The organism is Amycolatopsis pretoriensis, assembly GCF_900107925.1.
Classification (GTDB): domain Bacteria; phylum Actinomycetota; class Actinomycetes; order Mycobacteriales; family Pseudonocardiaceae; genus Amycolatopsis; species Amycolatopsis pretoriensis.
The window spans coordinates 155620-174494 of record NZ_FNUJ01000004.1 but is presented as its reverse complement, the minus strand read 5'-3'; the positions used below and the strand labels follow the sequence as shown (position 1 = coordinate 174494).

The window sequence follows — 18875 nt, the reverse complement described above, 5'->3', positions numbered from 1 at the left end:
GTTGTTTCCGGAGAGAGCCTGGCGATGCTGGTACTGCCAGCACCCGCTTCCCTCAAAATTGTCGTACCCCTCGGGCACCATGTCCGCATGACCCGGACACCGGTCCACACCAGCCGCCGAGAGGAACTCGGCCAGTTCCTCAAGGCGTGCCGGGCGCGGATCGGCCCGGAGCAGGTCGGCCTCGCGCCCGGCCCGCGCCGCCGGCTCAGCGGGTTGCGCCGCGAGGAGGTGGCGCTGCTCGCGGGCGTCGGCGTCACTTGGTACACGTGGCTGGAGCAGGGGCGGCCGATCAACGCGAGCTCGCAGGTGCTCGACGCCGTGGCGCGCACGCTGCGGATGGAACCGCCGGAGCGGGAGCACCTGTACCGGCTGGCGGAGCTGACGCCGTCGCGGCTGCCGTCGACGGTGGAAACGGTGCCGGACCCGGTGCGCGAGGTGCTGCGCGCGCTCGACCCGCTGCCCGCGACGCTGGTCAACGGCCGGTTCGACATCCTGGCGTCGAACGCGGCCCAGGAGGAGCTGTTCTGGGAGTGGCACAGCTTGCCGTGCCTGCACAAGAACCTGCTGTGGTGCTGCGTGACCGAGCCGAACGCGCGGGCGTTCTTCGTGAACTACGACGAGGAGGTCCCCTACATGGTCGCGCGGATGCGCGCCGAGTACGGCAGGCACGTCGGCGACCCGTCCTGGGAGGAGGACCTCCGCCGGCTTTCGGCGCTGAGCCCGGAGTTCGCCGAGCTGTGGGCCCGGCACGAGGTCGCCGAACCCCAGGCCCGGCTGCGGCGGATCAACCACCCGCAGGCCGGCCGGATGGACCTCCGGCTGACCGAGCTGGCGGTGTCCGAGGCACCGGGGCTGCGGATCCAGGTGTCCACTCCGGACGACGCTCGCAGCTGGGCGTTGCTGCCCCGGACCCGGAGGCCGTCATGACGTCGGTGGAGCTGAGCGGCCAGGGGCTCACTTCGGTGCCTTCGCTGCCTCCTGAGGTGAAGCGGCTCGATCTGTACAAGAACTCGCTTGCCGCGGTGCCCTCTTCGCTGTGGACGCACACTCGGCTGGAGGTGCTCAACCTGGCGGCGAACCGGCTTTCGTCTCTGCCACCGGGCATTTCGGCGCTGAAGTCGTTGCACACGCTGGATCTGGGGCACAACGAGTTCGACACGCTGCCGGACGAGCTGGGCGACCTGGCCGGGCTCACCGAGTACCTGTACGTCAGCGACAACCGGCTGACGTCGTTCCCGCCGGCGTGGTGCCGGCTGGATCGGTTGCGGTACCTGGGGTGCACGGACAACCGGATTTCCTCGCTTCCCGCGGATCTCTCCGGTTTCGCCGCGCTGCGCGAACTCCGGCTCTACCGCAACGGGTTGACCGCGTTGCCGGAGTCAATCGGTGCGCTCGGCGCCCTGCGGGAGCTGCACCTGCGGGGCAACCGGTTGACGTCGCTGCCGTCGTCGATCGGCTCGCTGAGCGAGCTGCGCCAGCTCGACCTGCGGGAGAATCTGCTGGTTTCCCTTCCGGCGTCGGTGGCCGGCTTGTCCAAATTGGACAAACTGGATCTGCGGTGGAACAAGCACTTCCGGGAGCCGGCGTGGCTGCGCGACTTCGAGGAGGCGGGTTGCATGGTCCTTCGCTGACAACTCAACAGAGGATGGTCGGGCGCGGACCGTAGGTCGCCGTGTGCGACGTCCGGCGGACCTCGGCGCCGTTCGTGAGGTCGTAGAGCACGCGCGTGTCGGTGACGCTGAAGCCGGGCGTGCCGATCGAAGGCAGGCACGGTTCGGTGCCGCCGAACTGGACGGGTGGCGAGTCCCCGGGGATTTGCGCGCTGGTCTGGCTCTCGACGCGGTAGTGGCGGGTGCCCCAGATCCGGACGGTCACGGAGTCGCCGGAAACGGTGGCCTGGACGGCGATCCCGGTCGGCGAGTCGTTGGTCAGCTTGAGCTCGACCGCGCTGCCGTCGGCGTTGACGGCCTTGGCGTCGCGGCCGGCGGGGTAGCGGTCGAGGTAGTGGTCGTGCTCGAGGTGACCGCCGTCGGTCAGGCCGGCGAGGTAGCCCGCGTTGTACAAAGTGGACGCGAGCTGGGAGACGCCACCACCGACGACTTCGGCGCCGGTGCCGTCTTCGTCGGCCGGAGCGGGCACGTAGCCGGCGTCGGCGGTGCGTGGGCCGGAACGAGCGCCGAGGCTGAAGGTCTCGCCGGGCTTGACGATCGTGCCGGACACGCGGGCGGCGAGCGTCCGGTTGTTCGTCGCGGCCGGGCCGGCCAGGCCGCCGGTGGTGAACTCGCCGATGACCTCCTTGATGCCGAGCGCACCGGCGGCCTCGGTGTTCACGCTGGGGCTCGACGCGCTGTAGACGACGGGGAGGTCGCGGCCGTCGGTTTTCTTGAGGACGTCGATGAGCGGCAGGAAGGTCTTCTCCCAGTTGACCTTCCGGGCATCCTCGGACGGCTCGACGGCGGGCTGGTCGCCGGTGAAGACGATCTGGGCGTCCTTGCCGTCGGTCTCGGTGCTCGCGAGAGGGTCCTTGAGCGCGGCCTGCAGCTTGCCCTGGTCGATGCGGACCTCGACGGCCCCGCCCTCGACGGCGGCGAACTGGAACGACGACGCGATGGTGGCGGGCCTGAGCGGAACGTCCTTGCCCTGCCCGTGCACGACGACGGGCTTGGCGACGGCGGGCACGACGATCTGCTGGTAGGCGGCCTGCACCCCGGCGGCGGTCGCCTTCACGGGCTGGATCGCCATGCCGAGCTTGACGCCCCCGGGGTCGAGCCAGTGGTCGGTGACGGTGTGCACGGCACCGTCGAGGTCGGTCAGCTGCTGGCCTTGCCGCGGCAGGATCGGGTAGGGGGTGACGCCGCCATCGTTGCCCTCGACCGCGACGAACCCGACCGCGCCTTCGGTGGCGGGGTGGTTCAGCTTGCCGTCGGCGAGCGCCCGCACGGCCTGGCTGATCTGGTTCGGATCGGTCCGCGTGGCGACGCCGACCTCGCGGCTGCTGAAGAAGGACATGATCCGCGTGATCGGACTGAGCGGCTGGTGCCCGGCGAGCCCGAGGGTGTTCGGCCAGTCGAGTCCGAGCCCGGACCGGGCGGGCACGAGCTGGGCTTGGACATCACCGGCGTGGATGACGACGGGCTTGGTCAGCCGCGGTTCGAGTTCCTTCCGCAGCTTGGCTTCGGCTTCGGCATGGGTGAGGCCCCCGACATCGATGCCGGCCACGGTGACCCCGCGGGGGACATCGCCGGCGCTGACGAGGAGGTCGATGGCGTAGAGGATGACGAAGAGCCCGAGCGCGATCCCGATGGACATCATGGTCCGGGCAACGCCCTTGCGAAGCTTGCGAGCCGGAGTCTCGGGCGCGGGCGGCGGGGCGGGAGTTTCGAGGAGTTCGCCGAGGAGATCATCGGAGAAGAGATCGGTGGTGACGGCGGCTTCATCGGCAGCCGGAGCCAGGACAGCGGTGGCCGGCGCAGTGGGCTCGGCGGTAGACGGCTCCGCGGGCCAAGCCACGGCAGGCGACTCGGCCGCACTTCCGGCGGCGAGCGATTCAGCGGACTCGGCGGGCTCGGTCCCGGGCGGCTCCGGCTCCCCGGCGTCCACCACCTCGGGCGCGACTTCGGCCGGCTCCTCCGCCCCAGGCTCGGCCACCGCGGAACCCCCCGGCTCGGCGCGCTCGCGCTCGTTGTCGTCTGCCACGCTCCTGCCCCTCCGCGGGAGCCGGCCTACAGGTAGAGCCCCGTGCCGTGCTCGGTCCGCTCCATTGCCACCGCGTGGATGTCGCGTTCGCGCATCACCAAGTGCGCTTCGCCCTGGATCTCGACCTCGAGCTGGTCGTCCGGGTTGAAGAGCACGCGGTCGCCGGTCTTGACGTTCCGCACACTGTTGCCGACGCCCAGTACATCACCCCACGCGAGCCGCCGCGCGACCTGCGCCGTTGCCGGGATCACGATGCCGCCGCTGCTGCGGCGCTCGCCCTCTTCCGGCGACAGCCGCACGAGTACGCGGTCGTGCAGCATCTGGATCTCGAGTTTCGGGCCGGCAGACACGGTTCGCATGCTACTCGGCGGGCGCACCCGCCATGACCAGGCTCAGCTCGCCGGCCCCGTCCGCCGCCAGGCGCACCGGCACGCCCCAGTCCTGCCGCGTGATCCGGCACGCCGGGTGCTCACCACCGTCGTCGCAGCTCGCGGCCTGCGCGACGACCTGCAGCACGCCCTCGGTCACCCCGTCGGCCAGCCGGATCTTGCGCGACAGGTCCGTCCCGGTACCGCCGCCCTCGACCAGCAACGACGGCGGTGACGCGCTGATCTCCAGCCGCGTCGACGGGCCGAAGCGGTCGTCCAGCTTCTCGCCCGGCGGTGCGGCGAAGACGACCGAGAAGTCGATTTCGCCCGGCGCGAGCACGGTCGGCGGACGGCGGACGGCGTGCGCGTCTCCCGATACGACCGTCGGCTCGGCAGCGGCCAGCGGGCCGATGCGGTTGCCCGCCGACTCGACGACCAGCAGCTCGCCGTCGTGCAGCAGCAGCCCTTGCGGCTCCGAAAGCCCGGTCGCGATCGTCGTCACTTCGCGCGTGAAGACGTCGAAGCGGCGTACGGCGCCGTTGTAGGTGTCCGCGATCGCGATCTTGTCGCCGGGCAGCACCGCGAGGCCGAGCGGGTGCTGCAGCAGCGCCTTGTCGGCCGGGCCGTCGGTGTGGCCGAACGAGAACAGGTCGACGCCGATCGCCGTGTGCACGGTGAACGACTCGCCGTCGGGCTCGATCCAGCGCAGCGCGGACGTCTCGGCGTCGGCGAGCCACAGCTTGTCGCCGTCCGCGGCGAGACCCGACGTCTGCGCGAAGAACGCTTCGCCGACGTCGCCGTCTCGCAGCCCTTCGACGGTCGTTCCCGCGAAGCGGCGGATGGTGCCGGAGACCGGGTCGAACACGCTCAGGGTGTGGTTGCCCGCCATCGCGACGACGATCCCGCCGGCCGGGCCGTACCAGGCCACGTCCCACGGGCTCGTCAGGTCGACCTCGACGCCCTTGCCCGAGTCCGGCCCGCTGCGCCACTGCGCGCCGGTGCCGGCGACCGTCCGCACCTCGCCGGTGATCAGGTCGAGGCCGCGCAGCCGGTGACCGGCCGTGTCGGCGACGACGGCGTGGTAGCCGGCGCGCTCGGCGACGTCGTACGGCAGCAGCGCGATGCCCGACGGCTCGGCGAAGGTCGCGATGTCGAACGGCCCGTCCTGGCCGCCGCGCTCCCCGCTGCCGAAGCGCCGGATGACGGTCTCGCCGTCCGACGCGAACTCGACGATCGCGTGGTGGCCGGTGTCGGCGACGAGGACGCGTCCCTCGGCCGTCGCGACGGCCTTGCTCGGGAACCGCAGCTCGCTGACCTGCTCTTCGACCGGCACGTACGGGCTGCCGCCGCGGCGAAGCGTCCCCTTCGCTTCGTGCTTCGTGACGAGCTCCGCGATGACGCGGCGAAGTGCTTCTTCGTGTCCTTCGCCCGCGGCGACGTGCACGACGTACCCCTCGGGGTCGACGACCGCCAGCGTCGGCCACGCGCGGACCGCGTACTGCGACCACAGCTCCATCTTGGGGTCGTTGACCACGGGATGGTGCACGTCGTAGCGCCGGACCGCGGCCTCGATCGACGCGCGCTCGCCCTCGTGCAGGAACTTCGGCGAGTGGACGCCGATCGTCACGAGCACGTCCGCGAACTCGGCCTCCAGCGGTCGCAGCTCGTCGAGGACGTGCAGGCAGTTGATGCAGCCGCTGGTCCAGAAGTCCAGCAGGACGATGCGTCCGCGCAGCTCGGCGAGGGTCAGCGGGCGGCCGCCGGTGTTCAGCCAGAGGTCGCCGCGCAGCTCGGGGGCGCGCACGCGGGCCTGCGGTCGGGGTGAAGTCACGGCAAGAGTGAACTACACGCGTTCACGCTCTGTTCCGAAGTCCAGCCGATGAGAGAACAAACTCACCCCATGGGGTGCCCCGTGAAAACGGCGGAAAAGGACGCGCGGCGCGGTGAGCCGCCGCTTAGGCTCGGCACATGACCCCCGTCCAGCCGGCCGGCGCCCTCACCTTCGAGGAGGCACGGCACCTGCAGGAGAACCTCCGGGAACCGGTGCGTCCCGGGCTGACCGGACCCGAGCTCGACGACGTCGAGCGCCGCTTCGGTTTCCGCTTCGCCGCGGACCACCGCACGTTCCTGTCCGCCGGCGTCCCGATCGGCGACCGCTGGCCGGACTGGCGCTGCGGCAACTCCGAGCAGCTGCGCAAACGATTGGCTTGGCCGGTCGACGGCGTCCTGTACGACGTCGAGCACAACGGCTTCTGGCTCCCCGACTGGGGCACGCGCCCGGTCGGCCCGGAGGACGCGGTCCGCGAAGCCCGCCGCCGCCTGGCCGGCGTGCCGCAACTGGTGCCGGTCTGCGGGCACCGGTACCTGCCGGGGTTGCCGGGCTCGGCGGGCTACCCGGTGCTGTCGGTGTACCAGACGGACATCATCGTTTACGGCTCTGACCTGCGGGATTACCTGCACCGCGAGTTCGCGACGGGCGGCATCAGCACGGCGCCACCCGATGGGCCGAGGTACATCGAGTTCTGGTCCCGCTTCATCGACTAGTCTGGCGCTTTCTAGCCTTGACACTAGAAAGCCGAAGAGAGCTCAATTCTCCCGGCGCAGCATCCGGCTCACCCCGGCCGCCACGGTCGTCGCCAGAATCCAGCCGGACGCCGTGAAGCCCGCCGCCACCCAGATGTCCGTTCCGTGCATGTACCAGCGCGACTTGTTGCCGAAGTCCACGATCGGCACCAGCAGGTCCGCCGTGTAGATCACCGGGTTCCACTGCAGGCCCGTGTCCTGCTGGTTGACCACGCACCTCGGCCCGTTCGCGATGATCTGGTGCGTCTCGTCCGACTTCCACGTGGTGCAGTCGTCCGTGCCCAGCCCGAACCAGAGGCTCCCCAGCACCAGCAGCGTGAACAGCCAGCCCAGCGCCCGCACCGGCCGGTAGCCGTAGCCCACCATCGACCGCTGCAGCCAGCTCCACAGCCGGACACCCGGGCCGAAGAACTTGAAACCGCGCGCCAGGGCTTCGTACCTGAACTGCTGTTTGCGCAACGCCACCGTCGACGCGTGCTCTTCGTTGCCCGCCGCGCGGAGCATGTGGGCCAGCTGGTCGTACGGGCCCGGGCGGTAGCCGCGCATCGCCCGGCGGAGAAGCTCGATGCGGCGATCCAGGGCCTTGTCGTCGGCCAGAGGGATGCCTCGGCCCAAGGCGTCGTAGCGGAAGTCCTCCAGCTCGATCCCGCCGGACGACGCCCAGAACTCGTCGTTGTCCGTCAACGTCCCGCAGTGCGCGCGGCGCAGGACCACGCGGCCGGCCGGGGGCAGGTTCGGCGTCAGCGAGAACTCGTCCGCCGCGACGTCGCCCGCGTCCAGGGCCACGCTGAACGGCGGCAGCGACCTCAGCTCCGATCCCCGCAGGTCCACGCGGCGGGCGACCTGTGCGCCGTCGAGGTTGACGCCGCCCTCCGCGACGAACGGGCGGCCGTTGTTGTCGCGCAGTGTCAGGTCGCGGCCGATCCGGCCCGTTCGGACGTCCAGCGAAAAACTGCTGGTCGCGCGCAGCCCCGGCTCGGTCAGCCGGGTGCCCGCCAGGTTGATCGAACCGCCGACCTCGACGCCTTGCAGGCGCAGCGTGCCGTGGATCGTCGCGTCCGTGAGCTGGAAGTTGCCCGCGATCTTCGACCGCCGCGCCGAGAACACGTCCCGGCCCGGGTGGCGGAACATCGAGTTCCAGGCCAGGAAGTTGCCGCCGACCGTGACGTCGGCCAGGCGCAGCTGACCGGCGGGGACTCGCAGGCTCGTCGCCTCGATGTCGCCGCCGATCTCGGTGCCGTCCAGGTGCAACGCGCGGTCGTAGTACGGCTGGGACTTGCCCCGCACCACGCTGACCTCGGCGCCGGCCAGCCGCAGCGAGCCGCCGATCCGGGCGTTGACCATGCGGAGCGTGCCGAGCGCCTGCAACCCGTCCGACAGCTCGACGTTGCCGTCGACGCGCATCCGGTCGAAGACCAGCGCGGGCCGCGGGTCGAGGTACGGGTCGTTGGACTTCCACGCGTCGACGGCGATCGGGCCCTGCTGGGACACCGTCAGCTTCGCCTCGCGCAGCACGATGTCGCTGTCCACCGTGGCGCTCGGCAGGTACACGATCCCGGTCGCGGAGAAGCGTTTCCGCTGGCTGGCGGGCCCGTAGTTGTCGACTTCGCACAGGAGACTGCCGCCGATGTGCAGGCCGTTGCCGTTGAGCGCGAAGCCGTCCGGGTTGTTCAGCGTGGCGCCCGAAAAGTTGACGTTACCGCCGGTCCGCAGGCCCGGGAGCCGGACTTCGCCGTTCGCGACCATCCGGTACGCCAGCAGTGCGCCGGCGAGCACCAGCCGGTCGGCGTGGATCGCCTTGCCGTGCGGGTGGGCGATCACCGTGCGGGTCAGCACCAGCGACCCCTCGATCACGGCGTCGGTCAGGTTGACCGCGGCGTTCGGCATCCCGCGCTCGCGGTCGTCGCCGCGCTGGACGGTGGTCTCCTCGACCTCCCGGTCGGCGCCGTCGACCTGCACGACGCTGCGGATCAGCCGCACGTCGTTGCGGCTGCGCATGTTGCGGGCCTTGAGCCCGGGCAGCCAGCACTTGCGGAACACCAGCCCGAGCAGGTTGGCCTCCCGCACGTCCGGCGGCTGCTCGAACCGGCAGCGCTCGAACCGGAAGAGGTACTTCAGGTCCGCGGCGCGCAGGTCGAGCGTGCCGGTGATGTAGGCGTCCTCGACGTAGACGATCGGCGCGTTGGTGGCCGTCCGGCGCCAGCGCAGCAGCCCGCCGTTGCCGGGTTTCAGCAGGTCGGACGCCTTGACTTCGTAGCGGCGGTCGGGAATGCCCGCGAAGGGGTCGAGGGGTGGCAGCGCGTTTTCGGTCGTCACGGACTGCCCCCTCCCTCACCCACTTTCAAAGTAGCGAACGCGAACGGAATTCGCAGGCGTTTCAGTCGTCGATGCTGTGCGTCGGGTTGAGGACCCGGTTGAGGAACGACTTCGTCCGGTCGTGCTGCGGGTCGCCGATCACCTGGCTCGGCGGGCCCTGCTCGACCACGACGCCGCCGTCCATGAACAGCACGCTGTCGGCCACCTCGCGGGCGAACTGCATCTCGTGCGTCACGACCAGCATCGTCATGCCCTCTTCGGCCAGCTGCCGCATGACGGCGAGCACGTCGCCGACCAGCTCCGGGTCCAGCGCGGACGTCGGCTCGTCGAACAGCATGACGTCCGGGTTCATCGACAGCGCCCGCGCGATCGCGACGCGCTGCTGCTGACCGCCGGACAGCTGCCCGGGCAGCGACGTCTCCTTCTCGCTGAGGCCGACCTTCTCGAGGTTCTCCCGGGCGATCCGCTGGGCCTCTTCCTTGCCGCGCTTGAGCACCTTGCGCTGCGCGACGGTCAGGTTGTCCAGGACCGTCAGGTGCGCGAAGAGGTTGAAGCCCTGGAAGACCATGCCGATCTTGCGCCGGGCGCCGTCGATGTCGACGTCCTCGTCGGTGATCTCGTTGCCGTTCACGACGATCTTGCCCTTTTGCGGCTCCTCCAGGAGGTTCACGCAACGCAGCAAGGTGGACTTGCCCGACCCGGACGGCCCGATGATGCAGACGACCTGGCCGCGTTCGACCTGCAGGTCGATGCCCTTGAGCACCTCGAGCGGGCCGAACGCCTTGTGCAGGCCGGAAACTTCGACGATCACGTCGCTCACTTGGTACCCCCGGCCACTCCGGCCCCGTATTTCTTCTCCAGCCGCTGCTGCAGGATCGACAGCGGGATGGTGATGACCAGGTAGCAGACACCCGCGACGACGATCGGGGTCAGGCCCTTCGCCTCCAGCAGCGCCTGGCGGCTGAACTGCGCGAGCTCCTGCTGCGCCGGCGTCGTCCCGAGCAGGAACGCCAGCGACGAGTCCTTGGTCAGCATGATCAGCTCGTTGGCCAGCGGCGGCAGCACGATCCGGAACGCCTGCGGGATGACGATCGTGATCATCGACCGCGCCGGCGACATGCCGAGCGAGCGGGCGGCCTCGACCTGCCCGCGCGGGACGGCCTGGATGCCGGCCCGGATCGTCTCGGCCATGTAGGCCGAGGACACGATGCCGAGCGCGATCATGATGGAGATGTTGCGCGGCAGGTGGGTGTCCGGGAACGCGATCGGGACGCCGACGCCGACCGCCAGGAAGATCAGCAGCGCGGGCAGGCCGCGGAAGAACTCGATGTAGGCGCGCGCGAACCACCGGTACGGCCCCACCGAGGACAGCCGCATCAGGGCGAGCACCAGGCCCAGGCCCAGGCCCAGCGCGAAGCCGAGCGCGGTGAAGATGATGGTGTTCTTCAGCGCCACCGTGATGACGTCGGGGAACTGCTTCGCCGCGACGTCGAGGTCGAAGAACGCCCGGCCGATCTGGCCCCAGTTGGCCAGGAAGGCGAGCACGACGACGATCACGAGCAACAGGACGTACTGCGCACCCCGGAACGCCGATCGTCGCTGGCGTCGGCTCAGTGCCATTTCACTCCTCGAGCAGGCCCGGAACGGGCAGTCAAACACACTGGAAACGCCGCTGTGGCCGGTGCCGAAGCACCGGCCACAGGCGGGGGTCTTACTGGGTCGGGTTACCCGGCAGCCAAGTCGGCGCCTTGCCGAACCACTTCTGGTAGATCTGCGCGTAGGTGCCGTCCGACACCGAGGCCTTCAGCGAGTCGTTGATCGCCGTGACCAGGGCGGAGTTCCCCTGCTTGACGCCGATGCCGTAGAACTCGTTGGTCTTGAACTCGGTCGCGACGGCGGTGTCCGGGTTCGTCTTCACGAAGTCGTAGAGGACGCCGTTGTCGTTGACGCCCGCGTCGACCGTGCCGTTCTTGACCGCCTGCTCCTCGAGGGCGAGGTCGTCGAACGTGACGATCTCGGCGCCCTTCGCGTGCTCCTTGGCGTAGTCGGCGCCGGTCGTGGCCGACTGGACGCCGATCTTCTTGCCCGCGACGTTGCTGAAGTCCTTGATCGGCGAGCCCGCCTTGACCAGCAGCGCCTGCGTGGCCTCGAAGTAGGGCTCCGAGAAGTCGAACTTCTGCTTGCGCTTGTCGGTGATCGTCATTCCCGCCGCGGCCAGGTCGCACTGGCCGGAGTTCATGGCCTCGCCGGACTCGATGTTCTCGAAGGCGATGTCCACGATGTTCTGCTGGACGTTCAGCTTCTTCGCGACCAAGTCGACGAGGTCCACGTCGAAGCCGACGATCTTGTCGCCCTGCTTCACCTGAAACGGCTGGTAGGGCAGGTGCGTGCAGGTCGTGAGCTTGCCTGCCGCGATGAGCTGGACACCACCGGCGGCCGTGCCGCCTTCGTCGCCCCCGCACGCGGCCAAGGCACCGGCGGCCAGGGCGAGGGCCGGGATCAGGGCGAGCGCCTTGAGTTGGGGTACTCGGGCCACGTCGTCACTCCTCGTAGTTCTCAGGTTCTGAGAGTACGCATACTGCCACTCAATCGACTCAACGCCCAGCGACCGCCCGTTACAGACACGTTGCGATGACCGGGGTGGCGCGCAACTTTCAGAGGGCAATCGGCTGCGACGATCCAATGGGAGTGAACTGGATCACACTCTGTCAGGAGGGAGGAATGGAGATGTCGAATCGCGGCAGAGCGGCCGTCCTGGCCGGGTGTGATCGCCGGATCGGTCGTGGCGGCCGGCGGACCGGCCGTTGCGGACACGCTGGCCGAAGGGTTCGTCGGGGGGGCTTCGCCAACCGACCCGAATGTGTGCAGGTCCAGAACAATTGACGAGCGCTGCTTCCGGCTGACGCCGGCCGAGCCGTACATGCGCGGCTCGAGTTAAGACGACGTTTCGTACCGCGGCACCCGAGTAGAAGTGTCGCGTCGTGCCGCCCGTGTGGGTGAGGATGTCGTTCATGAACGCGACCCCGCCCCGGCTGCCCCCGTCCGGTCGACGCGCGAGGAAGGCGACGACCCGCCGGATCACCCGGCCGGGGGCGCGGTTCGAGGGGTACCTCTCCCCGGAACGCCCGCACGCCGGCGCCTACGACGAGATGTTCGCCCCCGACGGGACGGTCCGCGGCCCGTACCGCGCGCTCTACGAGTCGATCGCCGCGCTCGACGCGCACGACCTGCAGTCGCGGTCGCAGGCGCTGGACCGGGCGATGGTCGACCAGGGCATCACGTTCTCGCTGTCCGGGCAGGAGCGGCCGTTCCCGCTGGACCTGGTGCCGCGGGTGATCCAGGCGGCCGAGTGGACGAAGCTCGAGCGCGGTGTCGCCCAGCGCGTCCGCGCGCTCGAGGCGTTCCTCGCCGACATCTACGGCGACCGGCAGATCCTGCGTGACGGCGTGCTGCCGCGGCGGCTGATCACCTCGTGCGAGCACTTCCAGCGGGAGGCGTTCGGCATCAACCCGCCGAACGGCGTGCGCCTCCACGTGTCCGGGGTGGACCTGGTGCGCGACGAAGAGGGCACGTTCCGGGTGCTCGAGGACAACCTGCGCAACCCGTCCGGGGTGTCGTACGTGATGGAGAACCGGCGGACGATGGCGCGGGTCTTCCCGGACCTGTTCGCCCAGCACCGGGTCCGCCCGGTCGGTGACTACGCGTCACACCTGCTCCGGGCCCTGCGGGCGGCGGCCGCGGCGAACGTGGCCGACCCGATGGTCGTCGTGCTGACCCCCGGCGTCTACAACTCGGCGTACTTCGAGCATTCGCTGCTGGCGCGGCTGATGGGCGTCGAACTGGTCGAAGGCCGGGACATGTTCTGCCGCGACAACGTCGTCTACCTGCGCACGACCGAGGGCGAGCGCCAGGTCGACGTCATCTACCGGCGGATCGACGACGAGTTCCTCGACCCGGTGCACTACCGGCCGGACTCGGTGCTCGGCATCGCCGGCGTCCTCAACGCGGCGCGCGCGGGCAACGTCGTGGTCGCGAACGCCGTCGGCAACGGCGTCGGCGACGACAAGCTCGTCTACACCTACGTGCCCGAGATGGTGAAGTACTACCTGAACGAGAAGCCGCTGCTGCCCAACGTGGACACGTTCCGGTGCTGGCTGCCGGACGAGTTCGACCACGTCATGGCGCACCTGGACGAGCTGGTCGTCAAGCCGGTCGAAGGGTCGGGCGGCTACGGGATCGTCTTCGGGCCCGAAGCGACGCCGGCGGAACTGGCGACGCTGCGGCGGAAGGTGCGCGCGAACCGGCGCGGCTGGATCGCGCAGCCGGTGGTCCAGCTCTCGACCGTGCCGGCCAAGGTGGACGATCGGCTCGCGCCGCGGCACGTCGACCTGCGGCCCTTCGCGGTCAACGACGGCAAGGACATCTTCGTCCTGCCCGGCGGCCTGACGCGGGTGGCGCTGCCGGAGGGCAGCCTGGTCGTCAACTCGTCGCAGGGCGGCGGCTCGAAGGACACGTGGGTGCTGGCGTCCCGGGCGTCGACCGCGGAGCGCGAGCTGGAGTCGCCGGCGCTCGGCGCGTTGTCCACTGTGGACGGCCTGGTCGCCGAGCAGGGGCCCGAGCTGACCTCGTCCCAGCAACAGCAGCAACAGCAGAGCTAGGAGGATCGGATGCTGGCACGCAACGCGGAGTCGCTGTACTGGATCGGCCGGTACGTCGAACGCGCGGACGACACCTCCCGGATCCTCAACGTCTCGGTCCACCAGCTGCTGGAAGACGCGACGGTCGACTCCGACCACGCGAGCCGCCAGCTGCTGGCCGTCCTGGGCATCGACACCCCCGACGGGGAAGCCCTCGACGTCTGGAAGCTGACCGAGCTGGTCGCGTACGCGAAGGACAACCCGGCGTCGATCGTCGGCTCGATCAACTCCGCGCGCGAGAACACGCGGGGCGCGCGTGAAGTCGTCTCGACCGAGCTGTGGGAATGCCTGAACGCGACGTGGAACGCGGTCCCGGACCGGCAGCGCTACGCGCGCCGGGCCGGGCCGCACGCGTTCTTGTCCTTCGTGGAAGAACGCGCGGCGATGTTCGCCGGCCTCGCCGACTCGACGATGTCGCGCGACGACGGCTGGCTGTTCATGGTCCTCGGCCGTTCGATCGAACGCGCTGACATGCTGGTCCGGCTGCTGCTGTCGCGGGTCGCGGACCGCGCGTCCTCGCCGGGCTGGATCACCGTGCTGCGTTCGGCCGGCGCGCAGGACACGTACCTGCGGACCTACCGCGGCGCGCTCGACGCCGGTCGCGTCGTCCAGTTCCTGTTGCGCGACACGCTGTTCCCGCGCTCGGTGTTCCACGCGCTGCGGCAGGCGGAGGAGTGCCTGCAGCGGCTCGACCCGGGCGGCGGCGCGCGCAACAACGAGAAGTCCGAGGCGCTGCGCCAGCTCGGCCGGGCCCGCAGCGAACTGGAGTTCCTGCGCCCGGCGGACCTGCTGACCGACCTGCCGCGGCGGCTCGGGACGTTGCAGACGTCGATCAAGGAGATCGGGGAAGCGGTGTCGTTGCAGTACTTCAGCACGTCGCCGTGGGTGGCGTGGAGCGGTGCGGAGGTTTCGCTGTGACGTGGCAGCTGCGGGTGGCGCACCGCACGGGGTACCGGTACGCGACGCCGGCGACGCAGTCGTACAACGAGGCGCGGCTGACCCCGCGCTCGGACCGCCGCCAGACGACGGTCGCGACGCGCATCGAGACGACCCCGGCGACCCGCGCGTACCGGTACACCGACTACTGGGGCACGGTCGTGACGTCGTTCGACCTCCACGCGCCGCACACGGAGTTCACGGTGCTGGCGACGTCGGTGGTCGAGACGGCGGACGAAGCCGAGCCGATCCGCACCGCGACCTGGAAGGACCTGCGGTCCGACACCGTCGTCGACCACCGCACCGAGTACCTGACGCCGACCGACTACACCCCGCACGACCCGGAACTGGCGCGCGAAGCCCGTGCGTTGCGGACGGGGTTGGATCCGGCGGACGCGGTGCTGGCCGTCTGCGAGTGGGTGAACAAGCAGCTCAAGTACCAGCCCGGCACGACGGGCGTCCACTCGACGGCGACGGACGCCTGGCAGGCGCGCGAAGGCGTCTGCCAGGACTTCGCGCACGTCACGCTGGTGATGCTGCGGGCGATCGGCGTCCCGGCGCGGTACGTCTCGGGGTACCTCCACACGAAGCCGGACGCCAAGCTCGGCGAGGTGGTCGAGGGCGAGTCGCACGCCTGGGTCGACGTCTGGACCGGCGGCTGGTGGGCGTACGACCCGACGAACGCGATCCCGGTCGGCCCGCGGCACGTGTGGGTGGCGATGGGCCGGGACTACGCGGACGTGGCGCCGTTGAAGGGCATCTTCACCGGTGGCGGTCAGTCCACTTTGGATGTCTCGGTCCACCTGACGCGGCTGGCTTAGAAGCCGACGAAGGTCCCGCCCGCGGCTTCGGCGACCTCGGCGCCGAGCGCGGCCGCCGGTGTTCCGGCGCCGGGCTTGGCTTCGCCGCGGGCGAGCCGGGCCGCCGCTTCGGCCACGGTCGCGGCGGTGAAGTCCATGGCCTCGCCCGCGCGGAGCCAGCCTTCGCGCGTCGTGCCGTCCGGCCAGGTGACGATCGCGTGGCCCCACGAGTGCGTGCGCGGGCGGGGCGCGGGCTTCGTGCGGATCGCGGCGAGCCGCCGGACGGCGAACCGGCGCACCGCCGGGATCGCCACCAGCCGGCCGAGCAAGGGCACCAGCGCCCGGACCACCGGGGAGACCGGCGCGAGTCCGGAGTAGACCGTGACGTCCGACGTACCGCTCGCGCGCTGGGCGGCGATCAGCTCACCGGAGGAAGCACCCGCCGCCGTCATCGACTCGCCGTCCGGCAGGGCGATGGTCCTCGGGGCCGCGCCGGACCTGGCCGTGGTCAGGGCGTCGACGATGCTGGCGGCCAGCGCGACCCCCACGGCGCCTTCCTCGATGGCGACGGACGCCAGCGCGTCGACCCGCACGGAGGCCGGCGTCGGCCGCCCTTCGCACAGCTTGACCACGACGGCCTCGGTGGCCAAGACACCGAAGCCGACCCCGGTCAGGAACGTGCTACCGCCGGCCTGAGCCTCTTCGTGCAGGTCGAGCAGCCGCGGGATCGCGACGAGGTCCGCGGCCAGGTCGACGTAGTGGCCACCGGGCAGGCACGCGCGGGCGATCGCCGGCGCCGTCGCCGCATACTCGCCGATCGTGTTGATGACGACCGCGGGCCGTTGCCGCCGGATTTCGGCCGCGATGGCGTCAGCACCGTCGGCGACGACGAACTTCCCGCCGAGCGCCTCTAGCCGCGCCTGGTCACGCCCGACCAGCACGGCCTCCAGCCCGCGTGCGGCCAGCGCGGCGGTGACGGCCCGGCCGGTACGACCCGACGCGCCCAGAACCCAGATGTCCATGTCGACCTCCAGTGATGTCTCAGTGTGTCATCACTGAGGCTAGCACGTGACGACACACTGAGACATCACTTGTAGGCTGGGACCGTGGCCAGATGGGATCCCGGGACCGCGGACCGGCTGCGGAAAGCCGCGCTGGAGCTGTTCGCCGAGCACGGGTACGACGCCGTGACCGTGACGCAGATCGCCGAGCGCGCCGGGATTACCCGCCGCTCGTACTTCCGCTACTTCCCCGACAAGCGCGAAGTCCTCTTCGCCGGCGCGGAGCAGCTACCGCCCGCGGTCGCCGAAGCCGTCTTCGCCGCCGAAGAGGCGGAGTCGCCGCTTCGCACGGCGCTCGGCGCGCTCGTCGAAGTCGGCACACAGGTCACGCGGCTCGTCGACCCGTCACCGGAACGGCGGGCCGTGATCGCGTCGAGCGCCGAACTCCGCGAACGCGAGCGGAGCAAGGGCGCGGCGATCACGGCCGCGATCCGGGACGCGCTGGAACGCCGGGGAACCGCGCCCGAGCTGGCGAAACCGGCGGCGCAGGTCGCGGCGATCATCCTCGGCGACGCCTTCGACCGCTGGATCGACGCGGACGGCGCCGAGGAGTTCCGGGTGTACCTCGACGCGGCCACCTCGGCGTTCCTCCGCGCCTGCGGCGGCACTTTCACGTGAAAGCGACCCGGAGGGGCCTCCGGGTAGCTTTCACGTGAAAGCTGCGGGTGCTCAGCCGCGGGCGTGCGCGTCCAGGATGTGCGCGACGGCCTCGGTGACCCGCTGCGCGTAGTCCAGGTGCAGCCACTCGTCCGGCACGTGGATGTTCGAGTCCGACCCGCACGCGCCGGTGACCAGGAACTGCGCCTCCGGGTACTTCCGCGAGAGCAGGCCCATGAACGGGATCGACCCGCCCATGCCGGCCGCCCGGTGCGGCTGCCCGAAGACCTCGTCGCTGACCGTGCGCAGGGCGTTCGTCAGCCACGGCGCCTCGGTCGGCGCGTTCCAGCCGTCCTCAGCCTGCGGGTTGTGCCCGAAGGTGACCTTCGCGCCGTACGGGACGTCGGTGGTCAGGGCCTTCTTGACGGCTTCGAGGCCCTTCTCGGCGTCGGCCGTCGGCGGGAGCCGGAAGCTCAAGGTCAGCGTGGTGCTCTCGCGGAGCACGTTGCCGGCGTCGGCGGGCTTCGGGAAGCCGTCGGCGCCGATCACCGACAGCGTCGGCCGCCAGGTGTTGTTGAGCGCCAGCTCCAGCGCGTCCTCGGAGATCACGCGGCCGCCTTCGACCAGCGGGAACGCCGTCGAGAGCGCCTCCGGGAAGTCCTGCGAGACGGCCTTGAGCTCGGCCAGCCGGTTCGCCGGGACGTCGACCTTGAGCTCGTCGAGCAGCAGCTCGCCGGTGGTGGTGTCCTCGAGCCGTTCGAGCAGCTTGCGCAGCACGCGGAACGAGCTGGCGACGACGCCGGACGCCACGCCGGAGTGCTGGGCCGAGCCCAGCAGCTGCACGGTGACGTCCAGGTGCAGCATCCCGCGCAGGCTCGTGACCAGCCACAACCGCTCGTAGTCGCTGCCGCCGGCGTCGAGGCAGACCACCAGCGAGACGTCGCCGATCCGGTCGGCCAGGTGCTCGACGTACGCGGGCAGGTCGGGGCTGCCGGACTCCTCGCCGGTCTCCAGCAGCACGACGATCCGGGCGTGCTCGCCGCCGGCCGCGTGCACGGCCTGGATCGCCGTCGTCGCCGCGTAGCCGGAGTAGCCGTCGTCGACGGACCCGCGGCCGTACAGCCGGCCGTCGCGGATCACCGGCGTCCACGGGCCGAGGCCCTCGGACCAGCCACCGACCGGCGGCTGCTTGTCGAGGTGGCCGTACATCAGGACGGTGCCCTGGCCCGCCGCGCCCGGGGTCGCCGGGACGTCGACGAGCAGCAGCGGGGTGCGGCCTTCGAGCTCGACGACGTCCAGGGTCGCCCCGGGCAGGTCGCGCGCGGCGATCCACTCGCGGACGTGGTCGACGGCGGCGGCCAGGTGCCCGGTGTTCGCCCAGTCGGCGTCGAAGGCCGGGGACAGGGCGGGGATGGCCACCAGCCCGGACAGGCTCGGGATGACGTCGTCGGTCCACGACGTCACGACGGATTCACGAACGGATTTCTGCTCCACGCCGCCATCGTGCCATGGGCGTCCCGGCGTGCGGCACATCACAAGGTCGCCTACCGCTCGTGAGTGATCAGGGCAGTTCCGACCGCGCGGAGCACTCACGAGCCTGGTGAGCGCGCGCGTCGATTCCCTACTCTCGTAGGTCCGATGCTCGGGCTTCCAAACGTTTTCCCTGTTCAGACCCCCTTTCTCAGCAACAAATCAGCAACCGCGTCTGACCAAAGCCACGACCTTCGTGCCAGGATGTCGGCGTGAACCGTCAACGCCGACGGTGACCGAGCGCTTCGGACCCGATGCGCTGGTCCCCGCCGGTGCAGTCGCTGTGGTCGC

General features: G+C 70.5%; 16 protein-coding genes. 7 read left to right on the top strand and 9 right to left on the bottom strand.

Features of this window, described 5'->3' with window-relative positions; translation table 11 throughout:
* The first annotated feature begins 87 nt into the window (after positions 1-87).
* Positions 88-927, top strand: a complete 840-nt coding sequence (locus tag BLV96_RS18260; RefSeq protein WP_086671048.1) for a helix-turn-helix transcriptional regulator — start codon at positions 88-90, stop codon at positions 925-927.
* Positions 924-1631, top strand: coding sequence for a leucine-rich repeat domain-containing protein (locus BLV96_RS18255; RefSeq protein WP_086671046.1), 708 nt, complete (start codon positions 924-926; stop codon positions 1629-1631). Before BLV96_RS18260 ends, BLV96_RS18255 begins: the two co-directional genes overlap by 4 nt.
* Before the next feature lie 4 nt (positions 1632-1635).
* On the opposite strand, the gene BLV96_RS18250 is transcribed toward BLV96_RS18255, so the two are convergent.
* From BLV96_RS18250 to BLV96_RS18240, 3 genes are read right to left on the bottom strand one after another with little or no spacing between them, the layout of a single operon-like run.
* Positions 1636-3696 carry a VanW family protein gene (locus BLV96_RS18250; protein ID WP_091389335.1) on the bottom strand — a complete coding sequence of 687 codons (2061 nt, stop codon included), beginning with the start codon at positions 3694-3696 and terminating at the stop codon, positions 1636-1638.
* Positions 3697-3722: 26 nt separating this feature from the next.
* The gene (locus BLV96_RS18245; RefSeq protein WP_086671044.1) at positions 3723-4055 is read right to left on the bottom strand and encodes a GroES family chaperonin; all 333 of its coding nucleotides are present in this window, start codon (positions 4053-4055) and stop codon (positions 3723-3725) included.
* Between the two features lies 1 nt (position 4056).
* Positions 4057-5868: an NHL domain-containing thioredoxin family protein gene (locus tag BLV96_RS18240; protein WP_086671042.1), complete on the bottom strand. Its 1812-nt coding sequence runs from the start codon at positions 5866-5868 to the stop codon at positions 4057-4059.
* A gap of 164 nt (positions 5869-6032) precedes the next feature.
* Here BLV96_RS18240 and BLV96_RS18235 point away from each other — a divergent pair, with 164 nt between their 5' ends.
* Positions 6033-6608 (top strand): hypothetical protein, encoded by a 576-nt coding sequence (locus tag BLV96_RS18235; RefSeq protein WP_086671039.1) that lies wholly within the window; start codon positions 6033-6035, stop codon positions 6606-6608.
* Positions 6609-6650: 42 nt separating this feature from the next.
* On the opposite strand, the gene BLV96_RS18230 is transcribed toward BLV96_RS18235, so the two are convergent.
* From BLV96_RS18230 to BLV96_RS18215, 4 genes are all read right to left on the bottom strand, one after another.
* Complete coding sequence (locus BLV96_RS18230) at positions 6651-8963, bottom strand: oxidoreductase (protein WP_086671037.1); 2313 nt, start codon at positions 8961-8963, stop codon at positions 6651-6653.
* Positions 8964-9024: 61 nt separating this feature from the next.
* Entirely contained in the window at positions 9025-9783 is a 759-nt protein-coding gene (locus tag BLV96_RS18225) for an amino acid ABC transporter ATP-binding protein (protein ID WP_086671035.1), read from the bottom strand.
* Positions 9780-10583, bottom strand: coding sequence for an amino acid ABC transporter permease (locus tag BLV96_RS18220; RefSeq protein ID WP_086671033.1), 804 nt, complete (start codon positions 10581-10583; stop codon positions 9780-9782). Before BLV96_RS18220 ends, BLV96_RS18225 begins: the two co-directional genes overlap by 4 nt.
* Positions 10584-10674: 91 nt before the next feature.
* Positions 10675-11499: a transporter substrate-binding domain-containing protein gene (locus tag BLV96_RS18215; RefSeq protein ID WP_244180300.1), complete on the bottom strand. Its 825-nt coding sequence runs from the start codon at positions 11497-11499 to the stop codon at positions 10675-10677.
* A 466-nt stretch (positions 11500-11965) separates the two neighbouring features.
* Between BLV96_RS18215 and BLV96_RS18210 the strand changes: the two genes are divergently transcribed.
* Genes BLV96_RS18210 through BLV96_RS18200 form a run of 3 tightly spaced genes read left to right on the top strand, consistent with a single transcriptional unit; the run spans position 11966 to position 15417 of the window.
* Entirely contained in the window at positions 11966-13621 is a 1656-nt protein-coding gene (locus tag BLV96_RS18210) for a circularly permuted type 2 ATP-grasp protein (RefSeq protein WP_086671031.1), read from the top strand.
* A 9-nt stretch (positions 13622-13630) separates the two neighbouring features.
* Positions 13631-14578 (top strand): alpha-E domain-containing protein, encoded by a 948-nt coding sequence (locus BLV96_RS18205; RefSeq protein WP_086671029.1) that lies wholly within the window; start codon positions 13631-13633, stop codon positions 14576-14578.
* Positions 14575-15417 carry a transglutaminase family protein gene (locus tag BLV96_RS18200; protein ID WP_086671027.1) on the top strand — a complete coding sequence of 281 codons (843 nt, stop codon included), beginning with the start codon at positions 14575-14577 and terminating at the stop codon, positions 15415-15417. The genes BLV96_RS18205 and BLV96_RS18200 overlap by 4 nt, the downstream gene beginning before the upstream one ends.
* Here BLV96_RS18200 and BLV96_RS18195 read toward each other — a convergent pair.
* Positions 15414-16418 (bottom strand): saccharopine dehydrogenase NADP-binding domain-containing protein, encoded by a 1005-nt coding sequence (locus BLV96_RS18195; RefSeq protein WP_086671025.1) that lies wholly within the window; start codon positions 16416-16418, stop codon positions 15414-15416. The two genes, BLV96_RS18200 and BLV96_RS18195, sit on opposite strands and share 4 nt — an antisense overlap.
* A gap of 84 nt (positions 16419-16502) precedes the next feature.
* Between BLV96_RS18195 and BLV96_RS18190 the strand changes: the two genes are divergently transcribed.
* Positions 16503-17075, top strand: a complete 573-nt coding sequence (locus BLV96_RS18190) for a TetR/AcrR family transcriptional regulator (protein WP_086671023.1) — start codon at positions 16503-16505, stop codon at positions 17073-17075.
* A 51-nt stretch (positions 17076-17126) separates the two neighbouring features.
* On the opposite strand, the gene BLV96_RS18185 is transcribed toward BLV96_RS18190, so the two are convergent.
* On the bottom strand, positions 17127-18548 hold the full coding sequence (locus tag BLV96_RS18185; protein ID WP_167379643.1) for a M20/M25/M40 family metallo-hydrolase: 1422 nt from the start codon (positions 18546-18548) through the stop codon (positions 17127-17129).
* Positions 18549-18875 lie beyond the last annotated feature (327 nt).